Annotated in this window: 11 protein-coding genes; 4 read left to right on the top strand and 7 right to left on the bottom strand. The window is 37.2% G+C overall.

All coding sequences use genetic code 11. The features are described 5' to 3' along the window. Positions 1 to 57: 57 nt before the first annotated feature. From GQ45_RS16880 to GQ45_RS16865, 4 genes are all read left to right on the top strand, one after another. Entirely contained in the window at positions 58 to 2,256 is a 2,199-nt protein-coding gene (locus tag GQ45_RS16880) for a DUF5916 domain-containing protein (protein ID WP_047419772.1), read from the top strand. An 11-nt stretch (positions 2,257 to 2,267) separates the two neighbouring features. Continuing rightward, positions 2,268 to 3,068, top strand: a complete 801-nt coding sequence (locus tag GQ45_RS16875) for a Cof-type HAD-IIB family hydrolase (protein ID WP_047419771.1) — start codon at positions 2,268 to 2,270, stop codon at positions 3,066 to 3,068. 44 nt (positions 3,069 to 3,112) lie between these two features. Continuing rightward, on the top strand, positions 3,113 to 4,375 hold the full coding sequence (locus GQ45_RS16870; RefSeq protein ID WP_047419770.1) for a DUF819 domain-containing protein: 1,263 nt from the start codon (positions 3,113 to 3,115) through the stop codon (positions 4,373 to 4,375). Between the two features lie 150 nt (positions 4,376 to 4,525). Further along, positions 4,526 to 5,242 (top strand): DUF4369 domain-containing protein, encoded by a 717-nt coding sequence (locus tag GQ45_RS16865; RefSeq protein WP_047420578.1) that lies wholly within the window; start codon positions 4,526 to 4,528, stop codon positions 5,240 to 5,242. 87 nt (positions 5,243 to 5,329) lie between these two features. On the opposite strand, the gene GQ45_RS16860 is transcribed toward GQ45_RS16865, so the two are convergent. From GQ45_RS16860 to GQ45_RS16830, 7 genes are all read right to left on the bottom strand, one after another. Next, the gene (locus tag GQ45_RS16860; RefSeq protein ID WP_047419769.1) at positions 5,330 to 5,599 is read right to left on the bottom strand and encodes a hypothetical protein; all 270 of its coding nucleotides are present in this window, start codon (positions 5,597 to 5,599) and stop codon (positions 5,330 to 5,332) included. Between the two features lie 64 nt (positions 5,600 to 5,663). Continuing rightward, positions 5,664 to 6,629, bottom strand: coding sequence for a type I phosphomannose isomerase catalytic subunit (locus GQ45_RS16855; RefSeq protein WP_047419768.1), 966 nt, complete (start codon positions 6,627 to 6,629; stop codon positions 5,664 to 5,666). Between the two features lie 14 nt (positions 6,630 to 6,643). Beyond that, positions 6,644 to 7,051 (bottom strand): 6-carboxytetrahydropterin synthase, encoded by a 408-nt coding sequence (locus tag GQ45_RS16850; protein ID WP_047419767.1) that lies wholly within the window; start codon positions 7,049 to 7,051, stop codon positions 6,644 to 6,646. Beyond that, on the bottom strand, positions 7,048 to 7,581 hold the full coding sequence (gene idi, locus GQ45_RS16845) for an isopentenyl-diphosphate Delta-isomerase (protein ID WP_047419766.1): 534 nt from the start codon (positions 7,579 to 7,581) through the stop codon (positions 7,048 to 7,050). The genes GQ45_RS16850 and idi overlap by 4 nt, the downstream gene beginning before the upstream one ends. Positions 7,582 to 7,889: 308 nt before the next feature. Continuing rightward, on the bottom strand, positions 7,890 to 8,843 hold the full coding sequence (locus GQ45_RS16840) for a type IX secretion system membrane protein PorP/SprF (RefSeq protein ID WP_047419765.1): 954 nt from the start codon (positions 8,841 to 8,843) through the stop codon (positions 7,890 to 7,892). A 5-nt stretch (positions 8,844 to 8,848) separates the two neighbouring features. Then, positions 8,849 to 10,864, bottom strand: coding sequence for a gliding motility-associated C-terminal domain-containing protein (locus GQ45_RS16835; RefSeq protein ID WP_047419764.1), 2,016 nt, complete (start codon positions 10,862 to 10,864; stop codon positions 8,849 to 8,851). 29 nt (positions 10,865 to 10,893) lie between these two features. Further along, positions 10,894 to 21,732 (bottom strand): hypothetical protein, encoded by a 10,839-nt coding sequence (locus GQ45_RS16830; RefSeq protein ID WP_047419763.1) that lies wholly within the window; start codon positions 21,730 to 21,732, stop codon positions 10,894 to 10,896. Between the last annotated feature and the right edge of the window lie 105 nt (positions 21,733 to 21,837).

Raw genomic sequence — 21,837 nt, 5'->3', positions numbered from 1 at the left:
AGATTTTCTTAACTAGATAAATCCTTATTTTTGGCGGACCATCCAAAAAACTAACAAATGGCCAGGTTTTATTGTTTTTTTATAACAATTTTCTTTTTTTACACCTCTAATGCCCAAAATGAAGATAAAAAATTTACTGTTAAATTTTTTGCCGATATTCCTCAAATAGATGGCATTCTCGACGAAGCTGTTTGGGATGAGATTGAAGAGGTGAACCAATTTCAACAATATTTTCCAGCAGATACTATTTTAGCCAATAAAGATACTGGTATAAAAATGTATTACGATGGTGTTACGTTGTATGTAGCATTAAAATTAAACACCTCAGGGAATAATTATGTCACTCCTTCCCTACGGCGAGATTTTAGAGCTGGTGGCAATGATAATATTAGTTTAATGTTCGATACCTTTAATGATGCCACAAATGCATTTTTATTTGGCATCAATCCTTATGGCGTAATTCGAGAAGCCTTAATTTCAAATGGTGGTGGAGACGATGGCGGTTTTAATACTTCTTGGGATGTTAAATGGCGTGGTGAGGCTAAAACTTTTGAAAATTATTTTACAGCTGAATTAGCCATTCCCCTTACCTCATTAAAATTTAAAGAAGGTGAAACTAAGTTTAGGTTCAACGCCTACCGCTTTGACACCCAATCTAATGAGACGAGCACTTGGGCTAGAATACCACAAAATCAATCGATCTATAGTTTAGCTTTTATGGGAGTTATGACTTTTGAGAAACCTCTCGGAAAATACAGAACACCTATAGCTATTATTCCCTACGTAAATGGCTTGTCACAAAAAAACTTTGAAACCGATGAAGGCCTTTCGAAAGCTAACTTTGGTGGTGATGCCAAGATAGCCATAGGTAATGGAATGAATTTAGATGTTACCCTAAATCCAGACTTCTCTAATGTTGAAGTAGATAATCTTTTTACCAACCTTACTCGATTTGAGGTTAACTTACCTGAAAGAAGGCAATTTTTTGTAGATAATGGAGATTTATTTGCGAGTTTTGGTGGTGGTAGAGATGCAAATCCATTTTTCTCACGGCGAATTGGTATTGCTACGGACGAAAATGGAAATTCTGTAGAAAATAAAATTATTGGCGGCGTTCGCTTGAGTGGTAAATTAAATGAAAATTGGCGTTTAGGTTTTTTAAATATGCAAACGGCAGAAGATTTAGAAAACGAAATTGCATCGAACAATAACATGATGTTAGCTATTCAAAAGAAAGTCTTTTCAAGATCTAACTTTGGCCTCTTTTTTATCAATAGGGAAAGTTTTAAAGATTATGATTTTTTAGCTCCCGAAGATCGTTACAACCGTGTTTTAGGGGTTGATTACAATTTAGCCTCCGAGGATAACGTTTGGAATGGCAAGTTTTATGTACACAAATCATTTGATCCAGATAGTGATGGTAATGACCTATCTACGGGTGCCTTCATGTCGTATAAAACCCGAAAACTAAATGTTTTTACCGATTGGGTATACATTGGGGAGAATTTTAATTCGGACTTAGGTTTTATTAGACGAAAAGATATCTTTAAGTTCGTAACAGGGTTTGAAAAAATTTTCTGGCCTAGTTCTGGGAAAATAAATCAGCATAGCTTTGAGTTATTTCCAGTCTTCACCTTAAACCCATCCCTCGATTTCCAAACAACAGACTATACCGTTAAACTTTCATGGGGAGCAGAATTTAAAAATCAATCTAGATTAAACGCAAGTATCGAAAATAACTACACCTTTTTATTAGGTAGTTTTGATCCCAGTAGAAAAGAGGGTGCAACACCTCTTCCTGCCGATGTGGGATACTACTATTCTGGGGCTGAAACAAGTTTTCGATCAGATCGGAGAAAGGTTTTTTCTTTTGAACTTCAACAAGCCTATGGTGAGTTTTTTAATGGTACCCGATACGCTGCAGGCTTTGAAATGAGTTTGCGATTACAGCCCAAAGCCAATATTTCATTAGCGCTCAACTACGACCAAGTAGACTTACCACAGCCCTATTCTAGCGCTAATTTTTGGCTATTGAGTCCAAGTTTCGACTTTACCTTTAGTAAGTCCGTTTTTTGGTCTACGTTGGTACAATACAGCAACCAGAGAGATAATTTAGGATTTAATTCTAGACTACAATGGCGTTTTGCTCCTTTATCTGACCTGTTTATCGTCTATAACGACAATTATTTTGTAAATAGTTTTCAACCAAGAAATAGATCTTTAAATCTTAAATTTACCTACTGGTTAAATATATAAAGTACACTTCATTGAATTACAAACTACTTTGTTCTGATTTGGATGGCACCCTACTTTCTACAAAAAGTGATGTGTCTGCATTTACCATTTCTGAAATCTCAAGGATAAAAGACAAACTTCGCGTTATTTTAGTTTCTGCTAGAATGCCTAAGGCCATGACCTACCTTCAGAAAAGCTTAGGAATTGAAAAAGAGCCAATGATTTGTTATAATGGAGCACTTGTTGTACATGGAGAAAATGAAATAAGCTCGGTCACTATTCCCCTTACAATTTTAAACAGAATTCACCAGCTTGCAGCCGTTCATGGTATTAAATTAGGTTTGTATTATAAAAATGAATGGTTTGTAGAAGAAGACTCAGAACGGGTAGCAAAAGAAATTAACTATACAAAAAACCACCCAGAATTTAGAAGTACTACGGACACCTTGAGCGATTGGGAAGCGCGACAAATTTCTGGAGCACACAAAGTAATGTTAATGGGAGCCGAAGACACAACTGACTCCCTATTTCAAGATTTACAAGATACACTTAGTGATGCCATTGCTATTTACAGATCTAACGAAACGCTCATTGAAATAGCCCCAAAATCGGTCTCTAAATTAACCGCTATACAATTATTATTGGCGCCTAATGAAACCTTAGACCAGGTCATTGCCTTTGGCGATAACTATAACGATTTTGATATGCTTAAATATGCAGGTTGTGGCGTTGCTGTAGCTAATGCTCGTGATACTGTAAAAGAAATAGCAAATTACATTACAGCAAAAAATACTGATGATGGTGTTGCTAGATTCATAAAAGAACAGCTGTAAATTTCAACTGTTCTAATTATATTTGACAAAAGCTTTAAAAAATTATGAACGAAACACTTATTACCAACGATACCGTAGTTTTTGGATTACTCACCCTATGTTTAGGTCTTATTTTTTACACATCGTCGATCTCTAAAGGTTTTTGGAGTAAATTCTATAGCGTTGTACCTGCCGTTTTAATGTGCTATTTACTGCCTGCAATTTTAACAAGCACTGGGGTTATCTCTGATGAGATATCTAATCTTTACTTTATGGCGAGTAGATACTTGCTCCCAGCAGCATTGGTATTAATGACATTGAGTATCGATTTAAAAGCAATTGCCAGCTTAGGCTCAAAAGCCTTAATTATGTTTTTTACAGGAACAGTAGGTATCATTATTGGCGGTCCATTGGCCATTTTAATCGTATCTATTTTTTCTCCTGAAACAGTTGGCGGTAATGATTTTGATGCTATTTGGAGAGGTTTATCTACGATTGCAGGTAGTTGGATTGGTGGTGGTGCCAACCAGGCTGCCATGCTTGAAATTTTTCAGTATAATCCTGATGAATATGGCAAAATGGTTTTAGTGGATATTGTTGTGGCTAATGTTTGGATGGCGATCATCTTATTTGGTGTTGGAAAAACAAAAAAAATCGATACATGGCTTAAGGCCGACACGTCTGCCATTGAAGAATTGCGAAAAAAAGTAACGCTATTTTCTGAGAAAATTACACGTGTACCTAGCTTAAAAGATTATATGATGTTGTTATTCTTTGCTTTTACAGCTGTAGGTATTTCTCATTTCTTCGGAGATGGTATCAGTGACTACTTAACAAAAAATAGTAGTTCTGTGGCAGATCCTAGTAACTTTCTATCATTTTTAGGATCTAGTTTCTTTTGGATGGTAGTTGTTGCCACTGTGCTGGGCATTGTACTATCCTTTACCAAGGCAAAAAATTATGAAGGAGCTGGAGCCAGTAAAATTGGGAGTGTTTTTATTTATATCCTTGTGGCCACTATTGGTATGAAAATGGATCTAAGTAAAGTACTAGAAAATCCGGGTTTATTAATCATAGGTTTTATTTGGATCAGCATTCATGCCGGTTTGCTTATTCTTGTCGCCAAACTGATTAAGGCGCCATACTTCTTTTTGGCCGTGGGTAGTCAAGCCAATGTAGGTGGCGCTGCTTCTGCTCCAGTCGTTGCTGCCGAATTTCACCCCTCATTGACCTCTGTTGGAGTTTTATTAGCTGTTTTTGGTTATGTGGTGGGTACTGGTGGTGCTTTACTTTGTGCCTATTTGATGGAAGTTGCTTCTCATTTTTAAAATACGATTTAACTTAGTTTAAATAAAAAAAATAGTGATATTTGCCCTCTAAACTAATTAAAGTGAAGGTCTAAAATAGACCTTCATAAAACAACTAATACGTTCCAACTTTTTCCATAAAATACAATGAGTTGGTTAAAATTTATGAAGATGAAAAACTTAATTTTATGGTCCTTAGTAGGACTTTTAGTTGCTTCTTGTGGTAGTGATGATAAAAATACCATGGTGGTTAACGGCACTATTAAAGGCTTAAAAAAAGGAACCTTATACTTGCAGCAAATTCAAGATACTATTCTTAAAAACTTAGACTCCTTAGAAATAAAGGGAAGTGGCGATTTTAGTTTTTCTACAAGGCTTAGTGATCCAGATATATTTTACCTTTATTTAACTAAAGATGATAATAATGATATCAATGACAGAATTACTTTTTTTGGTGAGCCCGGTATTATTACTATTACAAGCTCTTGGAATTCATTTGAAGCTGAGGCTAAAATAACGGGACCAGGGTCAACATCGAACGAAAAATATGAAGAGTATCGAAAAGGAATGGCTCGCTATAATGCAAAAGATTTAGAACTATTACAGGCTCAATTTAATCCTAAGTTTTCTAATGACTCTTTAGCTATAGACTCTTTACTAAAATTAAGTGATAAAAATTTATATAGAAGTTATGCCTACGGTTTAAATTTTGCTTTAAATAACAAAGATTCTTATGTAGCTCCTTACGTTGCTGTAAATGAGGTGGCAGAATCGAACGTAAAATATTTAGACTCTATTTACAAAATGCTTACACCAGAAGTAGCAGCTTCTAAATACGGTAAAAAATTAAAACAACATATTGAAGAAGTAAAAAAGGCAAAAAATTAAAATCTTTATCTGTATTTTTTAATAGAAAACAAAAAAGCATCCAATTAAATTGGATGCTTTTTTGTTTTGTATCGTTGAATACCTAGCTTAACCCAATTTGTTTAATCTCTCAACCAAAGTTGTTGCTTTTTCTTCTAACTCAACGCGCACTTTTTTAAGATGCTTACTTCTGTTATCTACCTTTTTATTATTTACTTCAACAATTAAATCGTCAAAAGTTTTAATTGCATCATCTATAAGGGCAGAACCTTCTTTTGAACTTTTTTTGTTATTTGAAGCTTCCCAAAAATATACTGCTTCAATAATATCACCTAAAACGTAGTTGATATCTTTTTTTAAATTTTGAATACTTGCCATTTTACTAATTTTATTTTTTGCAAAAGTAATCTTTTTAATAGTACAATAGTACTATCGAATAGAATTAAATCGTTACTTCTAATAAGGTAGCATCTTGGGTATGAATACTCACTTTTGTTGAACTCGCGGATAGGAGTATCGTTTCTCCTTTATTTAAATGTGCTTTGCCATGCTCGTTAACGATAGTTGCTTCCCCTGCTACACACATATAAATGGTAAATGAATCTCTTTGACTCAAGTCGAAATTCATATTTTCTGTAAGTTGTAGATAATTTGTTTTAAAATAAGGACTATCTACCATAGAATTTACAGTATTTGTATCGGTGGTATATACAACCTTAAAATCATCTTTCTTCTCGTAATCGATAGCGTCTAAAGCCAAATCAGTGTGCAATTCTCTTAATTGACCAGCTTTATCTTTTCTATTAAAATCAAAAACTCGATAGGTCACATCAGAGGTTTGCTGAATTTCTGCCAGCACAACTCCTGCTCCAATAGCATGTATTTTTCCTGTATTGATAAAAAAAGTATCCCCTTCTTTCACTTTTTCATAATGCAGCAGCTCTAATAAGGTGTTATTTTCTAGACTCTTTTGATAGGCTTTTTTTGTGACCGTTTTATTAAATCCAACAATTAAATCGGCATCTGTTTCAGCGTCCATGATGTACCACATTTCGGTTTTGCCAAAAGAGTTATGACGTTTTTTTGCCAATTCGTCATTAGGATGCAATTGGATCGACAAATCTTGTTTCGCATCAATAAATTTAATCAGAATAGGGAATGCAGTGCCAAATCGTTCTACGACACTTTTACCTAACAAGGCCTCTGGGTTTTCGTCGATTAATTGTTGTAGCGATGTATGGGCTAAATCGCCATTGGCAACCACCGAAATATCGCCTTCTACAGTTGATATTTCCCAGCTTTCGCCAACACTATCGCTAGCTATAGGTTTGCCAAAAATATCCCTTAGCTTAGTACCACCCCAAAGGCGCTCTTTTAAAATAGGATTAAATTTTAGTGGGTAGTACATGCTTATTTTTTTATTTATCCTGAATAGCTCACAAAGTTTCTTGGGGTTTCATAGAGCACCACCTCTAACTCTTTATCTTGATCAATATGTGGTCTTAATTTATCCCAAATGACCACTGCAATATTCTCAGCTGTGGGATTTAGGTTTTTAAATTCAGGAACCTCTACGTTTAGATTTTTGTGATCAAAGGCATTTTCAATTTCGCTTTTAATTAAATCTTTTAGGATTTTTACATCCATAACAAATCCTGTTTCTTTATCGATTTCACCGGTAACACTTACAATAAGTTCGTAATTGTGGCCATGAAAATTAGGGTTATTACACAAACCAAAAACAGCATCATTCTTTTCAAAACTCCAATCTGGTCTGTATAATCTATGTGCGGAATTAAAATGTGCTTTTCTACTTACTTTTACTTTCATTGTATAAAATTATTTTCAGTAATGTGATTGTAAAATTTATCAAAAATAATTTTAAACCATGCCGTATACCGGTCTGGGTTTTCAATCATATCTGCTTTTATAGCTTCAGGTTTCATCCATTTCCAATCGGCAACTTCATCAGAATTAATCTGTGGCGCATCATGGGCATAACCTATCATCACATGATCTAATTCGTGTTCTGTTAACCCATTATCGAAAGGTGCTTTGTAAATGAATGAAAAAAGTTCTTTTAATTCGGTTGTAAAACCCATTTCTTCTTGTAACCTTCTTTTTCCTGCTTGAATGTTTGATTCCCCCACACGTTGATGACTGCAACAGGTATTGGTCCATAATAAAGGAGAGTGGTATTTATGCGCTGCTCTTTGTTGCAACATAGTTTCGCCTTTATCGTTCATCACAAAAACAGAAAAAGCACGGTGAAGTAAGGCCTTTTCGTGAGCTTCCATTTTTGCCATGGTACCAATTTGTTCGTCTAATTCATTAACGAGTATGACACGTTCTTCTTTCAATTTTATCTTCTTTAAATCTTAGCAATTGCGATACTACATCGCAGGACAAAAATAATACCTTTAAGTTATAATTTATAATGAAAACCTAAAATATTGCTGTGGATATGATTAAAGACCTTATGAAATCAATATATAGACATGTGTTACAATAAAACAAGCACTAGAAAGAAGATATAAAAACCTAATAGTTCTATGAGGATGTATTTTTTTATGGAATAGCAGCTCAGACAAAAAAATGCTTTAGGCCTATTTTATATTGGATGACCAGTAAAAAGCGAAGTGAAATTTGGTAAAAAAAACTTATCGTTTTAAAAGAATCTAGGTGATCTTAGGTTACCTCTGGTCTTTACTAAATCATATCTTAAAATAATTTCAAAGGAACCGTCATTAAAGGCAGCATTACCCAATTCGGTAATTTCTCTGTCATAGGCTATTCCAATGAGCAACTCATCAGAAACATGAAAGCCTACTAGAGCACTAAGTGCAGCATCCCAGCGGTATGCCGCACCGAGTATAAATTTATTATCAAACATAAAATTAGCGGATGCATCTACTTGTAAGGGCGCTCCTTGAACCATTTTAGTTAGCACTGTTGGCTTAAATTTTAAGAAAGGATTTAGGTCCCAAACATACCCAGTAATAAAATAAAAATTCATCTGTTCACTAGCCGTCGATAAAGAGGAAGATTCAAAATGAGATGTTTCTAATATTCTTGGTACTGACAAGCCTAAATAAAATTTATCCGTATGATAATACACACCTGCACCAATATTCGGGGAAAACCTATTGTCGACATCTTGTTGTAAGGTTTGATCGTTCTGAACATATTGATCTAACTGTGAAAATCGAATGTCTAATAAGTTAGCACTTGCTTTAAGTCCAAAACTCAGTTTCCCTTCTCTTGAGGTTTGAATGGTATATGAAAAATCAACATCTAAATTTGTTTCAGAGGTGGGTCCTATTTGATCATTTACTATGGATACTCCTAAACCCATGCCCCTATACCCAATTGGTGTATGTACATTTAGTGTTTGCGTTGTTGGCGCACCTTCTAAGCCTAACCACTGCGAACGATGCAGGGCTGCAATACTCATATGTCCACGTGAACCTGCATAGGCAGGATTTACACTAACTGTGTTGTACATGTATTGCGTATACTGTGCGTCTTGCTGGCTAAAAACACTACTAGTTGTTACACATAGTGTAAAGCATAGTAAGGCAAATAGTGAGTTAAAATAAGTATGATGATTGGGGTTTTTCATGTATACTATCTGTTTATGTAAATGTATCCTGTAAGTTTTTTCATATTATTGACGGCATCTTGATAATCTATGATATAGAAATAGGTACCCACAGGAAGTTTATTGTCCTTATCAATAGTTACTCTACCATTAGAAGTACCATCAAATACGTTTCCTTGGGTATTGTATGCTTTCGTTACAAACACCATCACACCCCATCTGTTAAATATTTTAACCGTATTATTAGGATAATTTTCTAATCCATCAATTCTAAGTACATCATGAGCACCATCACCATTAGGTGTGACCACATTATACACTTTTATACTATCACCCGCAACCACTAAATCAGGATCTAAATAATTTGGAATTCCGTTATTATTAATGTCATCATTAGCCCAGTTACCATCACCATTTACATCTTCATCGATAGTCGCGATACCATCATCATCGTCATCATCATCTCTATAATCTACTTCATCATCTTCATCTGTATTTGGAAGATCTGTAAAAGGATTATCTATTTCATCATTAGGATCAATATCATTGGTATTACTACCTTCATAACCATCATCAAGTCCGTCGTTATCTTCATCCAATCCTAATAATACCACATCTGGAATACCATCATGATTGTGATCGTGCGCTTCAATGGCATCAGGAACACCATCATTATCACTATCTTCATCTAAATAATCTGGTAAATCTGAGTTATCCGTATTTACAGGGATTAAACCAAGGTTACCATTTTGTTCATAAGCATCATCTAAACCATTATTATTTGCATCTACGCCGCTTGGCCCGATATAATCTGCCGTGGTTTGCGCTTCTACATTGTCCGGTATTCCGTCATTATCAGAATCAATATCTAAATAATCAGGAATTCCGTCGCCGTCAGAATCGGTAGCATTAGTTGCTGGATCATTATCATTATCAGTATTCAAATCTTCCCATGCATCTAAAATACCGTCATTATCGCTATCTAAATCTAAGGCATTCGAAACTACTATAGTTATGGTTGATGTGCTGCAGTTGCCCGCGGTATCACAAACGGTATATTGAAAAGTGTCTGTGCCTACAAAACCATTATTAGGGGTGTACGTAACTATGTCATCCGATGGGTTGTTAGGAGTTCCATTTGTGTCAATAACGATTCTACCATTGGTAGGTGAGGTCGTTGTAAATGTTCCACTTGATGGAAGGTCATTATCATTTACATCCCAGTTATCAATGACAATAATTTGATTTTCATTAATGCTTACAACGTCATCATTGGTATCTAAAATTGGCAATACATCAATCGTTACGGTTGCCGTACTACAATCTCCTAAAGCGTTACATACGGTATAGGTAAAACTATCTGCTCCATTAAAATCAGGATTGGGTGTATAGGTAACACGATCGTCAGACGGATCATTTGGTGTTCCATTGTCATCAATCGTTACTGAACCATTAGCAGGGCTAGACGTAGTTAAGGTACCCGAATTGGGTACATCAGTATCATTAGTAAGAATATCAATCACTACAAATGAATCTTCATCTACCGTTGCCACATCATTTAACAAGGTACTGGATTGACTCATACAAACCACCGTAAAACTCGGTAATAATTTTGAGTTTCCTGCCTTTACCAATGTGGCGACATATTTAATAACATCTTGCGTTGCTGTAATGGTAGGTGCGTTTTGATCCCCTGTTAAGGCTGGTGACCAAGTAATGCTCGCTCCCGGAGGAACATTGTTTGCGATATCTAAAGTCACTTGATTATCAGGTGCATTGCAGTCTGTTAAAATAAAATACGTAGTTGCATTTTTTCCACAGGCTGTTCCGTCATAGGTAGCAAAATAAACCCCAGGTTGATTTACTTCGTAGAAAAAATCAGTACCTAAAACCGTATTGGTATCGGAAGCATTAAACCATCGATAATTATTTTCATCGGTACTATTTGGTGCTTGCAGCAAATATTGAGCACTAGCTAAATTAGCGCAGAGCAATCCAAAGAGAAGAACGAATAAAAACTTATATGTGTTGATTGATTTCAAATTTGTTGTCTATTTTTTATTCGTACCTATTACTTTACTACAAACACTACATTGATCAATGAATTATAATCTGATGGCAAACCAATAACATCATAAGTCATGACGCCACTGGCATTGACACTAACATTTGCAAAAACACTGGTGTCAAAATAAGTAACATAATAATAAAGTTCCGTAGCAGCGTAGGTTGGTATTGCTAATGGTGCACCTGCACTGGCTACAGCTGGTGTAGCGTACTGAGCTGTATATTCAGTATATAAATTTAAAGTTCGTAAGGTTCCAGTACTTGATGCATCGACAGCTATGGACGGTGGATAAAAAATTCTAGCTGCCTTTGATGTGATTGGCGCAATGGCATCAACCACTTGTTGGATGTTTGCTTCATTAGTACCGTCACCATCAGCATCTATAACTGTAGTATTTACTGTGGTTGCTGTAGGTTGTGCTAATTCCCAATCGCTACCATTCCAACGCATTATCTGCCCTGTTGTGGTGCCATTGGCTAATTTTGATAAGCTTACTGCATCATCAGCTATTTTGGCTGTAGTTACTGCATTATTGGATAAATCAGCACTTGCAATAGTACCATCAGTAATTTTTGCCGAGGTTACCGAGCTATCAGACAGGTCAGCAGTTATAATAGTTCCATTAAGTATTTTGGCACTGGTTACTGCATTATCAGCTAATTCATTTACTGTAATTCCGGCTGGGGCTACATCCAAAGTATAAGGACTTGCTGTTGTTCCTGCACCTGCTCGTACTAATGTGGCATCAGTAGCATTTGTAATTTCATTCCCAACGATTTTATCTAAATCTAGTGCTGCACTTGCATTTATGGCATCCGCTAATTCTGTATCCGTGGCCAAACTTCCATCGACCGATAAAACTCCTGTGGTAACATTTCTTGTTAAGCCTGATCCTGCTAGTGTAGCATCTATCTTTAATGGCGTTACTGCATTATTGGCTATATCTGCTGCTGCAATGGTTCCGTCAACAATCTTTGTACTCGTTACTGAGTTATCAGATAAATCAGCTATCGTTACAGTTCCATCTGCTATTTTAGCACTTGTTACTGCATTATCAGCAATCGTTAACGTCACATTGGTGAAAGCTGCGTTGGCACCCCCTGTTACTGTTAAATCAGATGAAGTGATATTGCCATTAGCTAAAGCCGCTCCATTTACTGATAACACACCCAAAGCACTTCTTGTTAATCCAGAACCTGCTATAGCGGCATCTATCTTTAAAGGCGTTACTGCGTTATTAGCTATTTTAGCGCTAGTTACAGCGTTATCAGCTAAATCAACTGTTGCTATAGTTCCATCTACTATTTTAGCACTGGTAACAGCATTATCAGCTAAATCAGCTGTCACTATACTTGCATCTATAATTTTTGAACTGTTCACCGAGTTATTTGCTAAATCAGCGGTTACAATAGTTCCGTCAGCTATTTTTGCACTGGTAACGGCATTGTCTGCTAATTTTATAGTAGTTACCGCATTACTCGCTAATTCATTCGCAGTGATTCCAGAAACAGCTACATCTAAGGTATACGGACTTGCTGTTGTTCCTGCACCTGCTCGTACTAAGGTAGCATCAGTAGCATTTGTTATTTCATTGCCAATTATTTTATCTAAATCTAAAGCAGCACTCGCGTTTACAGCCGAAGTCACTTCTGCGTCGGTGGCAAATGTTGCTCCCAAATCTACAGTTTGATCTGCTACTCCATCTCGCTCTAATGAAAGGCTTAAAGTAGTTCCAGAAAGTGCAAAAGCATCTATTGTTTGGTTGTCTGAATTTACATAAGCACTTAGGTTTACCGTTACAGGGTCTCCATTTTCAATCGCTATCGTTAAGATATTACTAGCATCGATACTTGCACTGGTTAAATTCTGCTCATCGGTATTATCTAAATAAGCACTCAAGTCTACCGTTACTGGATCACCATTCTCAATCGCTATCGTTAAAATGTTACTTCCATCTATCGTAGCACTGGTTAAGTTCTGATCATCAGTACTTACATAAGCACTTAAGTCTACGGTCGTATCTGCTGCTGTTCCGTTTCCTAAAGTAAGGATGTTGGTTGTATTGTTTAATGCAATCGTCTGAGCATCCGTATTGTCTAAGTACGCACTTAGGTTTACCGTTACAGGGTCTCCATTTTCAATCGCTATCGTTAAGATATTACTAGCATCGATACTTGCACTGGTTAAATTCTGCTCGTCTGTATTATCTAAATAAGCACTCAAGTCTACCGTTACAGGATCACCATTCTCAATCGCTATCGTTAAAATGTTACTTCCATCTATCGTAGCACTGGTTAAGTTCTGATCATCAGTACTTACATAAGCACTTAAGTCTACGGTCGTATCTGCTGCTGTTCCGTTTCCTAAAGTAAGGATGTTGGTTGTATTGTTTAATGCAATCGTCTGAGCATCCGTGTTGTCTAAGTAAGCACTTAGGTTTACCGTTACAGGGTCTCCATTCTCAATCGCTATCGTTAAGATATTACTAGCATCAATACTTGCACTGGTTAAATTCTGATCGTCTGTATTATCCAAGTAAGCACTCAAGTCTACCGTTACTGGATCACCATTCTCAATCGCTATCGTTAAAATGTTACTTCCATCTATCGTAGCACTGGTTAAGTTCTGATCATCAGTACTTACATAAGCACTTAAGTCTACGGTCGTATCTGCTGCTGTTCCGTTTCCTAAAGTAAGGATGTTGGTTGTATTGTTTAATGCAATCGTCTGAGCATCGGTGTTGTCTAAGTACGCACTTAGGTTTACCGTTACAGGGTCTCCATTCTCAATCGCTATCGTTAAGATATTACTAGCATCGATACTTGCACTGGTTAAATTCTGCTCGTCTGTATTATCTAAATAAGCACTCAAGTCTACCGTTACTGGATCACCATTCTCAATCGCTATCGTTAAAATGTTACTTCCATCTATCGTAGCACTGGTTAAGTTCTGATCATCAGTACTTACATAAGCACTTAAGTCTACGGTCGTATCTGCTGCTGTTCCGTTTCCTAAAGTAAGGATGTTGGTTGTATTGTTTAATGCAATCGTCTGAGCATCGGTGTTGTCTAAGTAAGCACTTAGGTTTACCGTTACAGGGTCTCCATTCTCAATCGCTATCGTTAAGATATTACTAGCATCGATACTTGCACTGGTTAAATTCTGCTCGTCTGTATTATCCAAGTAAGCACTTAAGTCTACCGTTACTGGATCACCATTCTCAATCGCTATCGTTAAAATGTTACTTCCATCTATCGTAGCACTGGTTAAGTTCTGATCATCAGTACTTACATAAGCACTTAAGTCTACGGTCGTATCTGCTGCTGTTCCGTTTCCTAAAGTAAGGATGTTGGTTGTATTGTTTAATGCAATCGTCTGAGCATCCGTATTGTCTAAGTACGCACTTAGGTTTACCGTTACAGGGTCTCCATTTTCAATCGCTATCGTTAAGATATTACTAGCATCGATACTTGCACTGGTTAAATTCTGCTCGTCTGTATTATCTAAATAAGCACTCAAGTCTACCGTTACAGGATCACCATTCTCAATCGCTATCGTTAAAATGTTACTTCCATCTATCGTAGCACTGGTTAAGTTCTGATCATCAGTACTCACATAACCACTTAAGTCTACTGTCGTATCTGCTGCTGTTCCGTTTCCTAAAGTAAGGATGTTGGTTGTATTGTTTAATGCAATCGTCTGAGCATCGGTGTTGTCTAAGTAAGCACTTAGGTTTACCGTTACAGGGTCTCCATTCTCAATCGCTATCGTTAAGATATTACTAGCATCAATACTTGCACTGGTTAAATTCTGATCGTCTGTATTGTCTAAATAAGCACTTAAGTCTACCGTTACTGGATCGCCATTCTCAATCGCTATCGTTAAAATGTTACTTCCATCTATCGTAGCACTGGTTAAGTTCTGATCATCAGTACTTACATAAGCACTTAAGTCTACGGTCGTATCTGCTGCTGTTCCGTTTCCTAAAGTAAGGATGTTGGTTGTATTGTTTAATGCAATCGTCTGAGCATCGGTGTTGTCTAAGTAAGCACTTAGGTTTACCGTTACAGGGTCTCCATTTTCAATCGCTATCGTTAAGATATTACTAGCATCAATACTTGCACTGGTTAAATTCTGCTCATCGGTATTATCTAAATAAGCACTTAAGTCTACCGTTACTGGATCACCATTCTCAATCGCTATCGTTAAAATGTTACTTGCGATCGTAGCACTGGTTAAGTTCTGATCATCAGTACTTACATAAGCACTTAAGTCTACGGTCGTATCTGCTGCTGTTCCGTTTCCTAAAGTAAGGATGTTGGTTGTATTGTTTAATGCAATCGTCTGAGCATCGGTGTTGTCTAAGTAAGCACTTAGGTTTACCGTTACAGGGTCTCCATTTTCAATCGCTATCGTTAAGATATTACTAGCATCGATACTTGCACTGGTTAAATTCTGCTCATCGGTATTATCTAAATAAGCACTCAAGTCTACCGTTACTGGATCACCATTCTCAATCGCTATCGTTAAAATGTTACTTCCATCTATCGTAGCACTGGTTAAGTTCTGATCATCAGTACTTACATAAGCACTTAAGTCTACGGTCGTATCTGCTGCTGTTCCGTTTCCTAAAGTAAGGATGTTGGTTGTATTGTTTAATGCAATCGTCTGAGCATCGGTGTTGTCTAAGTAAGCACTTAGGTTTACCGTTACAGGGTCTCCATTCTCAATCGCTATCGTTAAGATATTACTAGCATCGATACTTGCACTGGTTAAATTCTGCTCGTCTGTATTATCCAAGTAAGCACTTAAGTCTACCGTTACTGGATCACCATTCTCAATCGCTATCGTTAAAATGTTACTTCCATCTATCGTAGCACTGGTTAAGTTCTGATCATCAGTACTTACATAAGCACTTAAGTCTACGGTCGTATCTGCTGCTGTTCCGTTTCCTAAAGTAAGGATGTTGGTTGTATTGTTTAATGCAATCGTCTGAGCATCCGTGTTTACTTCTGCTGCAATATCAGCTAAAGGTACTGTAGCTGTATTACCATCTTCTATTTGAATACTCAAATTTCCATTGACGGCATCTACAGAAAAATTTTGTATAATTTGATCATCAGTATTTGCTCCCGCTGCCAAGGATAAAGCATCTATTTCATCTTTTATCTCATTAAGAGCATTCTGAGTATCTGTAGAATTAATAGTCTTGTAAGGTGTATATGGTACCTCTGATGCTGTTTGATCATCACTACCAACATAAGCACTTAGGTCTACCGTTACAGGGTCTCCATTCTCAATCGCTATCGTTAAGATATTACTAGCATCAATACTTGCACTGGTTAAATTCTGCTCGTCTGTATTATCTAAATAAGCACTCAAGTCTACCGTTACTGGATCACCATTCTCAATCGCTATCGTTAAAATGTTACTTCCATCTATCGTAGCACTGGTTAAGTTCTGATCATCAGTACTTACATAAGCACTTAAGTCTACGGTCGTATCTGCTGCTGTTCCGTTTCCTAAAGTAAGGATGTTGGTTGTATTGTTTAATGCAATCGTCTGAGCATCGGTGTTGTCTAAGTAAGCACTTAGGTTTACCGTTACAGGGTCTCCATTCTCAATCGCTATCGTTAAGATATTACTAGCATCAATACTTGCACTGGTTAAATTCTGATCGTCTGTATTGTCTAAATAAGCACTTAAGTCTACCGTTACTGGATCGCCATTCTCAATCGCTATCGTTAAAATGTTACTTCCATCTATCGTAGCACTGGTTAAGTTCTGATCATCAGTACTTACATAAGCACTTAAGTCTACGGTCGTATCTGCTGCTGTTCCGTTTCCTAAAGTAAGGATGTTGGTTGTATTGTTTAATGCAATCGTCTGAGCATCCGTGTTGTCTAAGTAAGCACTTAGGTTCACCGTTACAGGGTCTCCATTTTCAATCGCTATCGTTAAAATATTACTAGCATCGATACTTGCACTGGTTAAATTCTGATCGTCTGTATTGTCTAAATAAGCACTTAAGTCTACCGTTACTGGATCACCATTCTCAATCGCTATCGTTAAAATGTTACTTCCATCTATCGTAGCACTGGTTAAGTTCTGATCATCAGTACTTACATAAGCACTTAAGTCTACTGTCGTATCTGCTGCTGTTCCGTTTCCTAAAGTAAGGATGTTGGTTGTATTGTTTAATGCAATCGTCTGAGCATCCGTATTGTCTAAGTACGCACTTAGGTTTACCGTTACAGGGTCTCCATTCTCAATCGCTATCGTTAAGATATTACTAGCATCGATACTTGCACTGGTTAAATTCTGATCGTCTGTATTATCCAAGTAAGCACTCAAGTCTACCGTTACTGGATCACCATTCTCAATCGCTATCGTTAAAATGTTACTTCCATCTATCGTAGCACTGGTTAAGTTCTGATCATCAGTACTCACATAACCACTTAAGTCTACTGTCGTATCTGCTGCTGTTCCGTTTCCTAAAGTAAGGATGTTGGTTGTATTGTTTAATGCAATCGTCTGAGCATCGGTGTTGTCTAAGTAAGCACTTAGGTTTACCGTTACAGGGTCTCCATTCTCAATCGCTATCGTTAAGATATTACTAGCATCGATACTTGCACTGGTTAAATTCTGCTCATCGGTATTATCTAAATAAGCACTCAAGTCTACCGTTACTGGATCACCATTCTCAATCGCTATCGTTAAAATGTTACTTCCATCTATCGTAGCACTGGTTAAGTTCTGATCATCAGTACTTACATAAGCACTTAAGTCTACGGTCGTATCTGCTGCTGTTCCGTTTCCTAAAGTAAGGATGTTGGTTGTATTGTTTAATGCAATCGTCTGAGCATCCGTGTTTACTTCTGCTGCAATATCAGCTAAAGGTACTGTAGCTGTATTACCATCTTCTATTTGAATACTCAAATTTCCATTGACGGCATCTACAGAAAAATTTTGTATAATTTGATCATCAGTATTTGCTCCCGCTGCCAAGGATAAAGCATCTATTTCATCTTTTATCTCATTAAGAGCATTCTGAGTATCTGTAGAATTAATAGTCTTGTAAGGTGTATATGGTACCTCTGATGCTGTTTGATCATCACTACCAACATAAGCACTTAGGTCTACCGTTACAGGGTCTCCATTCTCAATCGCTATCGTTAAGATATTACTAGCATCAATACTTGCACTGGTTAAATTCTGCTCGTCTGTATTATCTAAATAAGCACTCAAGTCTACCGTTACTGGATCACCATTCTCAATCGCTATCGTTAAAATGTTACTTCCATCTATCGTAGCACTGGTTAAGTTCTGATCATCAGTACTTACATAAGCACTTAAGTCTACGGTCGTATCTGCTGCTGTTCCGTTTCCTAAAGTAAGTATATTGGTTGTATTGTTTAATGCAATCGTCTGAGCATCCGTGTTGTCTAAGTAAGCACTTAGGTTCACCGTTACAGGGTCTCCATTTTCAATCGCTATCGTTAAAATATTACTAGCATCGATACTTGCACTGGTTAAATTCTGCTCATCGGTATTATCTAAATAAGCACTCAAGTCTACCGTTACTGGATCACCATTCTCAATCGCTATCGTTAAAATGTTACTTGCGATCGTAGCACTGGTTAAGTTCTGATCATCAGTACTCACATAAGCACTTAAGTCTACGGTCGTATCTGCTGCTGTTCCGTTTCCTAAAGTAAGGATGTTGGTTGTATTGTTTAATGCAATCGTCTGAGCATCCGTGTTGTCTAAGTAAGCACTTAGGTCTACCGTTACAGGGTCTCCATTCTCAATCGCTATCGTTAAGATATTACTAGCATCAATACTTGCACTGGTTAAATTCTGCTCGTCTGTATTATCTAAATAAGCACTTAAGTCTACCGTTACTGGATCACCATTCTCAATCGCTATCGTTAAAATATTACTTCCATCTATCGTAGCACTGGTTAAGTTCTGATCATCAGTACTTACATAAGCACTTAAGTCTACGGTCGTATCTGCTGCTGTTCCGTTTCCTAAAGTAAGGATGTTGGTTGTATTGTTTAATGCAATCGTCTGAGCATCCGTGTTGTCTAAGTAAGCACTTAGGTTTACCGTTACAGGGTCTCCATTTTCAATCGCTATCGTTAAAATATTACTAGCATCAATACTTGCACTGGTTAAATTCTGCTCGTCTGTATTGTCTAAATAAGCACTCAAGTCTACCGTTACTGGATCGCCATTCTCAATCGCTATCGTTAAAATGTTACTTCCATCTATCGTAGCACTGGTTAAGTTTTGATCATCAGTACTTACATAAGCACTTAGGTCTACGGTCGTATCTGCTGCTGTTCCGTTTCCTAAAGTAAGGATGTTGGTTGTATTGTTTAATGCAATCGTCTGAGCATCCGTGTTGTCTAAGTAAGCACTTAGGTCTACCGTTACAGGGTCTCCATTCTCAATCGCTATCGTTAAGATATTACTAGCATCAATACTTGCACTGGTTAAATTCTGCTCGTCTGTATTATCTAAATAAGCACTTAAGTCTACCGTTACTGGATCGCCATTCTCAATCGCTATCGTTAAAATGTTACTTCCATCTATCGTAGCACTGGTTAAGTTCTGATCATCAGTACTTACATAAGCACTTAAGTCTACTGTCGTATCTGCTGCTGTTCCGTTTCCTAAAGTAAGGATGTTGGTTGTATTGTTTAATGCAATCGTCTGAGCATCCGTATTGTCTAAGTAAGCACTTAGGTTCACCGTTACAGGGTCTCCATTCTCAATCGCTATCGTTAAGATATTACTAGCATCGATACTTGCACTGGTTAAATTCTGCTCATCGGTATTATCTAAATAAGCACTCAAGTCTACCGTTACTGGATCACCATTCTCAATCGCTATCGTTAAAATGTTACTTCCATCTATCGTAGCACTGGTTAAGTTCTGATCATCAGTACTTACATAAGCACTTAAGTCTACTGTCGTATCTGCTGCTGTTCCGTTTCCTAAAGTAAGGATATTGGTTGTATTGTTTAATGCAATCGTCTGAGCATCCGTGTTGTCTAAGTAAGCACTTAGGTTCACCGTTACAGGGTCTCCATTTTCAATCGCTATCGTTAAAATATTACTAGCATCGATACTTGCACTGGTTAAATTCTGATCGTCTGTATTGTCTAAATAAGCACTTAAGTCTACCGTTACAGGATCACCATTCTCAATCGCTATCGTTAAAATATTACTTCCATCTATCGTAGCACTGGTTAAATTCTGATCATCAGTACTTACATAAGCACTTAAGTCTACGGTCGTATCTGCTGCTGTTCCGTTTCCTAAAGTAAGGATGTTGGTTGTATTGTTTAATGCAATCGTCTGAGCATCCGTATTTGTAGCCGCTGCAATATCAGCTAAGGCTACCGTTACCGTATTATTCTCTGAATCCGTGATGACTAAATCTGTCCCCACTACGGCAAAAGTTGCATTCGTAGTATTGGTGTCTGTTACTGCTGCAATATCAGCTAAAGCTAAGGTCACGGTATTATTATCACTATCGGTGATGATAAGGTTCGTACCGTCTTCTGTTAAACTCGTATTAGTTGTATTGGTATTGGTGGCCGCTGCAATATCTGCTAAGGCTACTGTAACTGTTGCACCTTCACTATCGGTAATGACTAAATCTGTCCCCACTACGCCAAAAGTTGCATTCGTAGTATTGGTGTCTGTTACCGCTGCAATAGCTGCTAAAGCTAAGGTCACGGTATTATTATCACTATCGGTGATGATAAGGTTCGTACCGTCTTCTGTTAAACTCGTATTAGTTGTATTGGTATTGGTGGCCGCTGCAATATCGGCTAAGGACACTGTAACTGTTGCGCCTTCACTATCGGTAATGACTAAATCTGTCCCCACTACGGCAAAAGTTGCATTCGTAGTATTGGTGTCTGTTACTGCTGCAATATCAGCTAAAGCTAAGGTCACGGTATTATTATCACTATCCGTGATGATAAGGTTCGTACCGTCTTCTGTTAAACTCGTATTAGTTGTATTGGTATTGGTGGCCGCTGCAATATCTGCTAAGGCTACTGTAACTGTTGCGCCTTCACTATCGGTAATGACTAAATCTGTCCCCACTACGCCAAAAGTTGCATTCGTAGTATTGGTATCTGTTACTGCTGCAATATCAGCTAAAGCTAAAGTAACCGTATTGTTGTCGCTATCTGTGATGATAAGATTCGTACCGTCTTCTGTTAAACTCGTATTAGTTGTATTGGTATTTGTAACCGCTGCAATATCGGCTAAGGCCACTGTAACTGTTGCGCCTTCACTATCGGTGATGACTAAGTCTGTCCCTACTACTGCAAAAGTTGCATTCGTAGTATTGGTATCTGTTACCGCTGCAATAGCGGCTAAAGCTAAGGTCACGGTATTGTTATCACTATCGGTGATGATAAGGTTCGTACCGTCTTCCGTTAAACTTGTGTTAGTCGTATTGGTATCAGCTAAAGAATCACTTAAACTGCTTAAATCAACAGTAATAGAACCGCCATTTTCGATAGTTAGTGTTAATTGGTTTGTTGCGCCATTAAAGCTAAAATCTTGAATTTGCTGATTATCGGAACTTGTTAATTCCCAAGAATTACCATCCCAAAAATAGATGACACCTGTATTTGTGTTGACATAAATATCACCAATGTCAGCTCCCGAAGGAGTTGAAACGCCTGGAGCATTTACAGCTGTACCACTTAATACCTCGCAATTACATTGATCTTCTAAAGTAACTACAGTTTGCGAAAAGGCAACAGTTGATATTAGAAGAAAGACTAATAAGAAGAATTTTTTATTCATGATTGGGGTTAACTTTATTTCTATTCTCAAAATGGTTATTTATGACGTAGGTACAAATCCTAAAAACTTAGGTATTTCTACACTCTACAAATATTAACATAAGCT

It is taken from the genome of Cellulophaga sp. Hel_I_12 (assembly GCF_000799565.1).
In the GTDB taxonomy this organism is placed as follows: domain Bacteria; phylum Bacteroidota; class Bacteroidia; order Flavobacteriales; family Flavobacteriaceae; genus Cellulophaga.
This window is presented reverse-complemented; position numbering and strand designations above follow the sequence as displayed.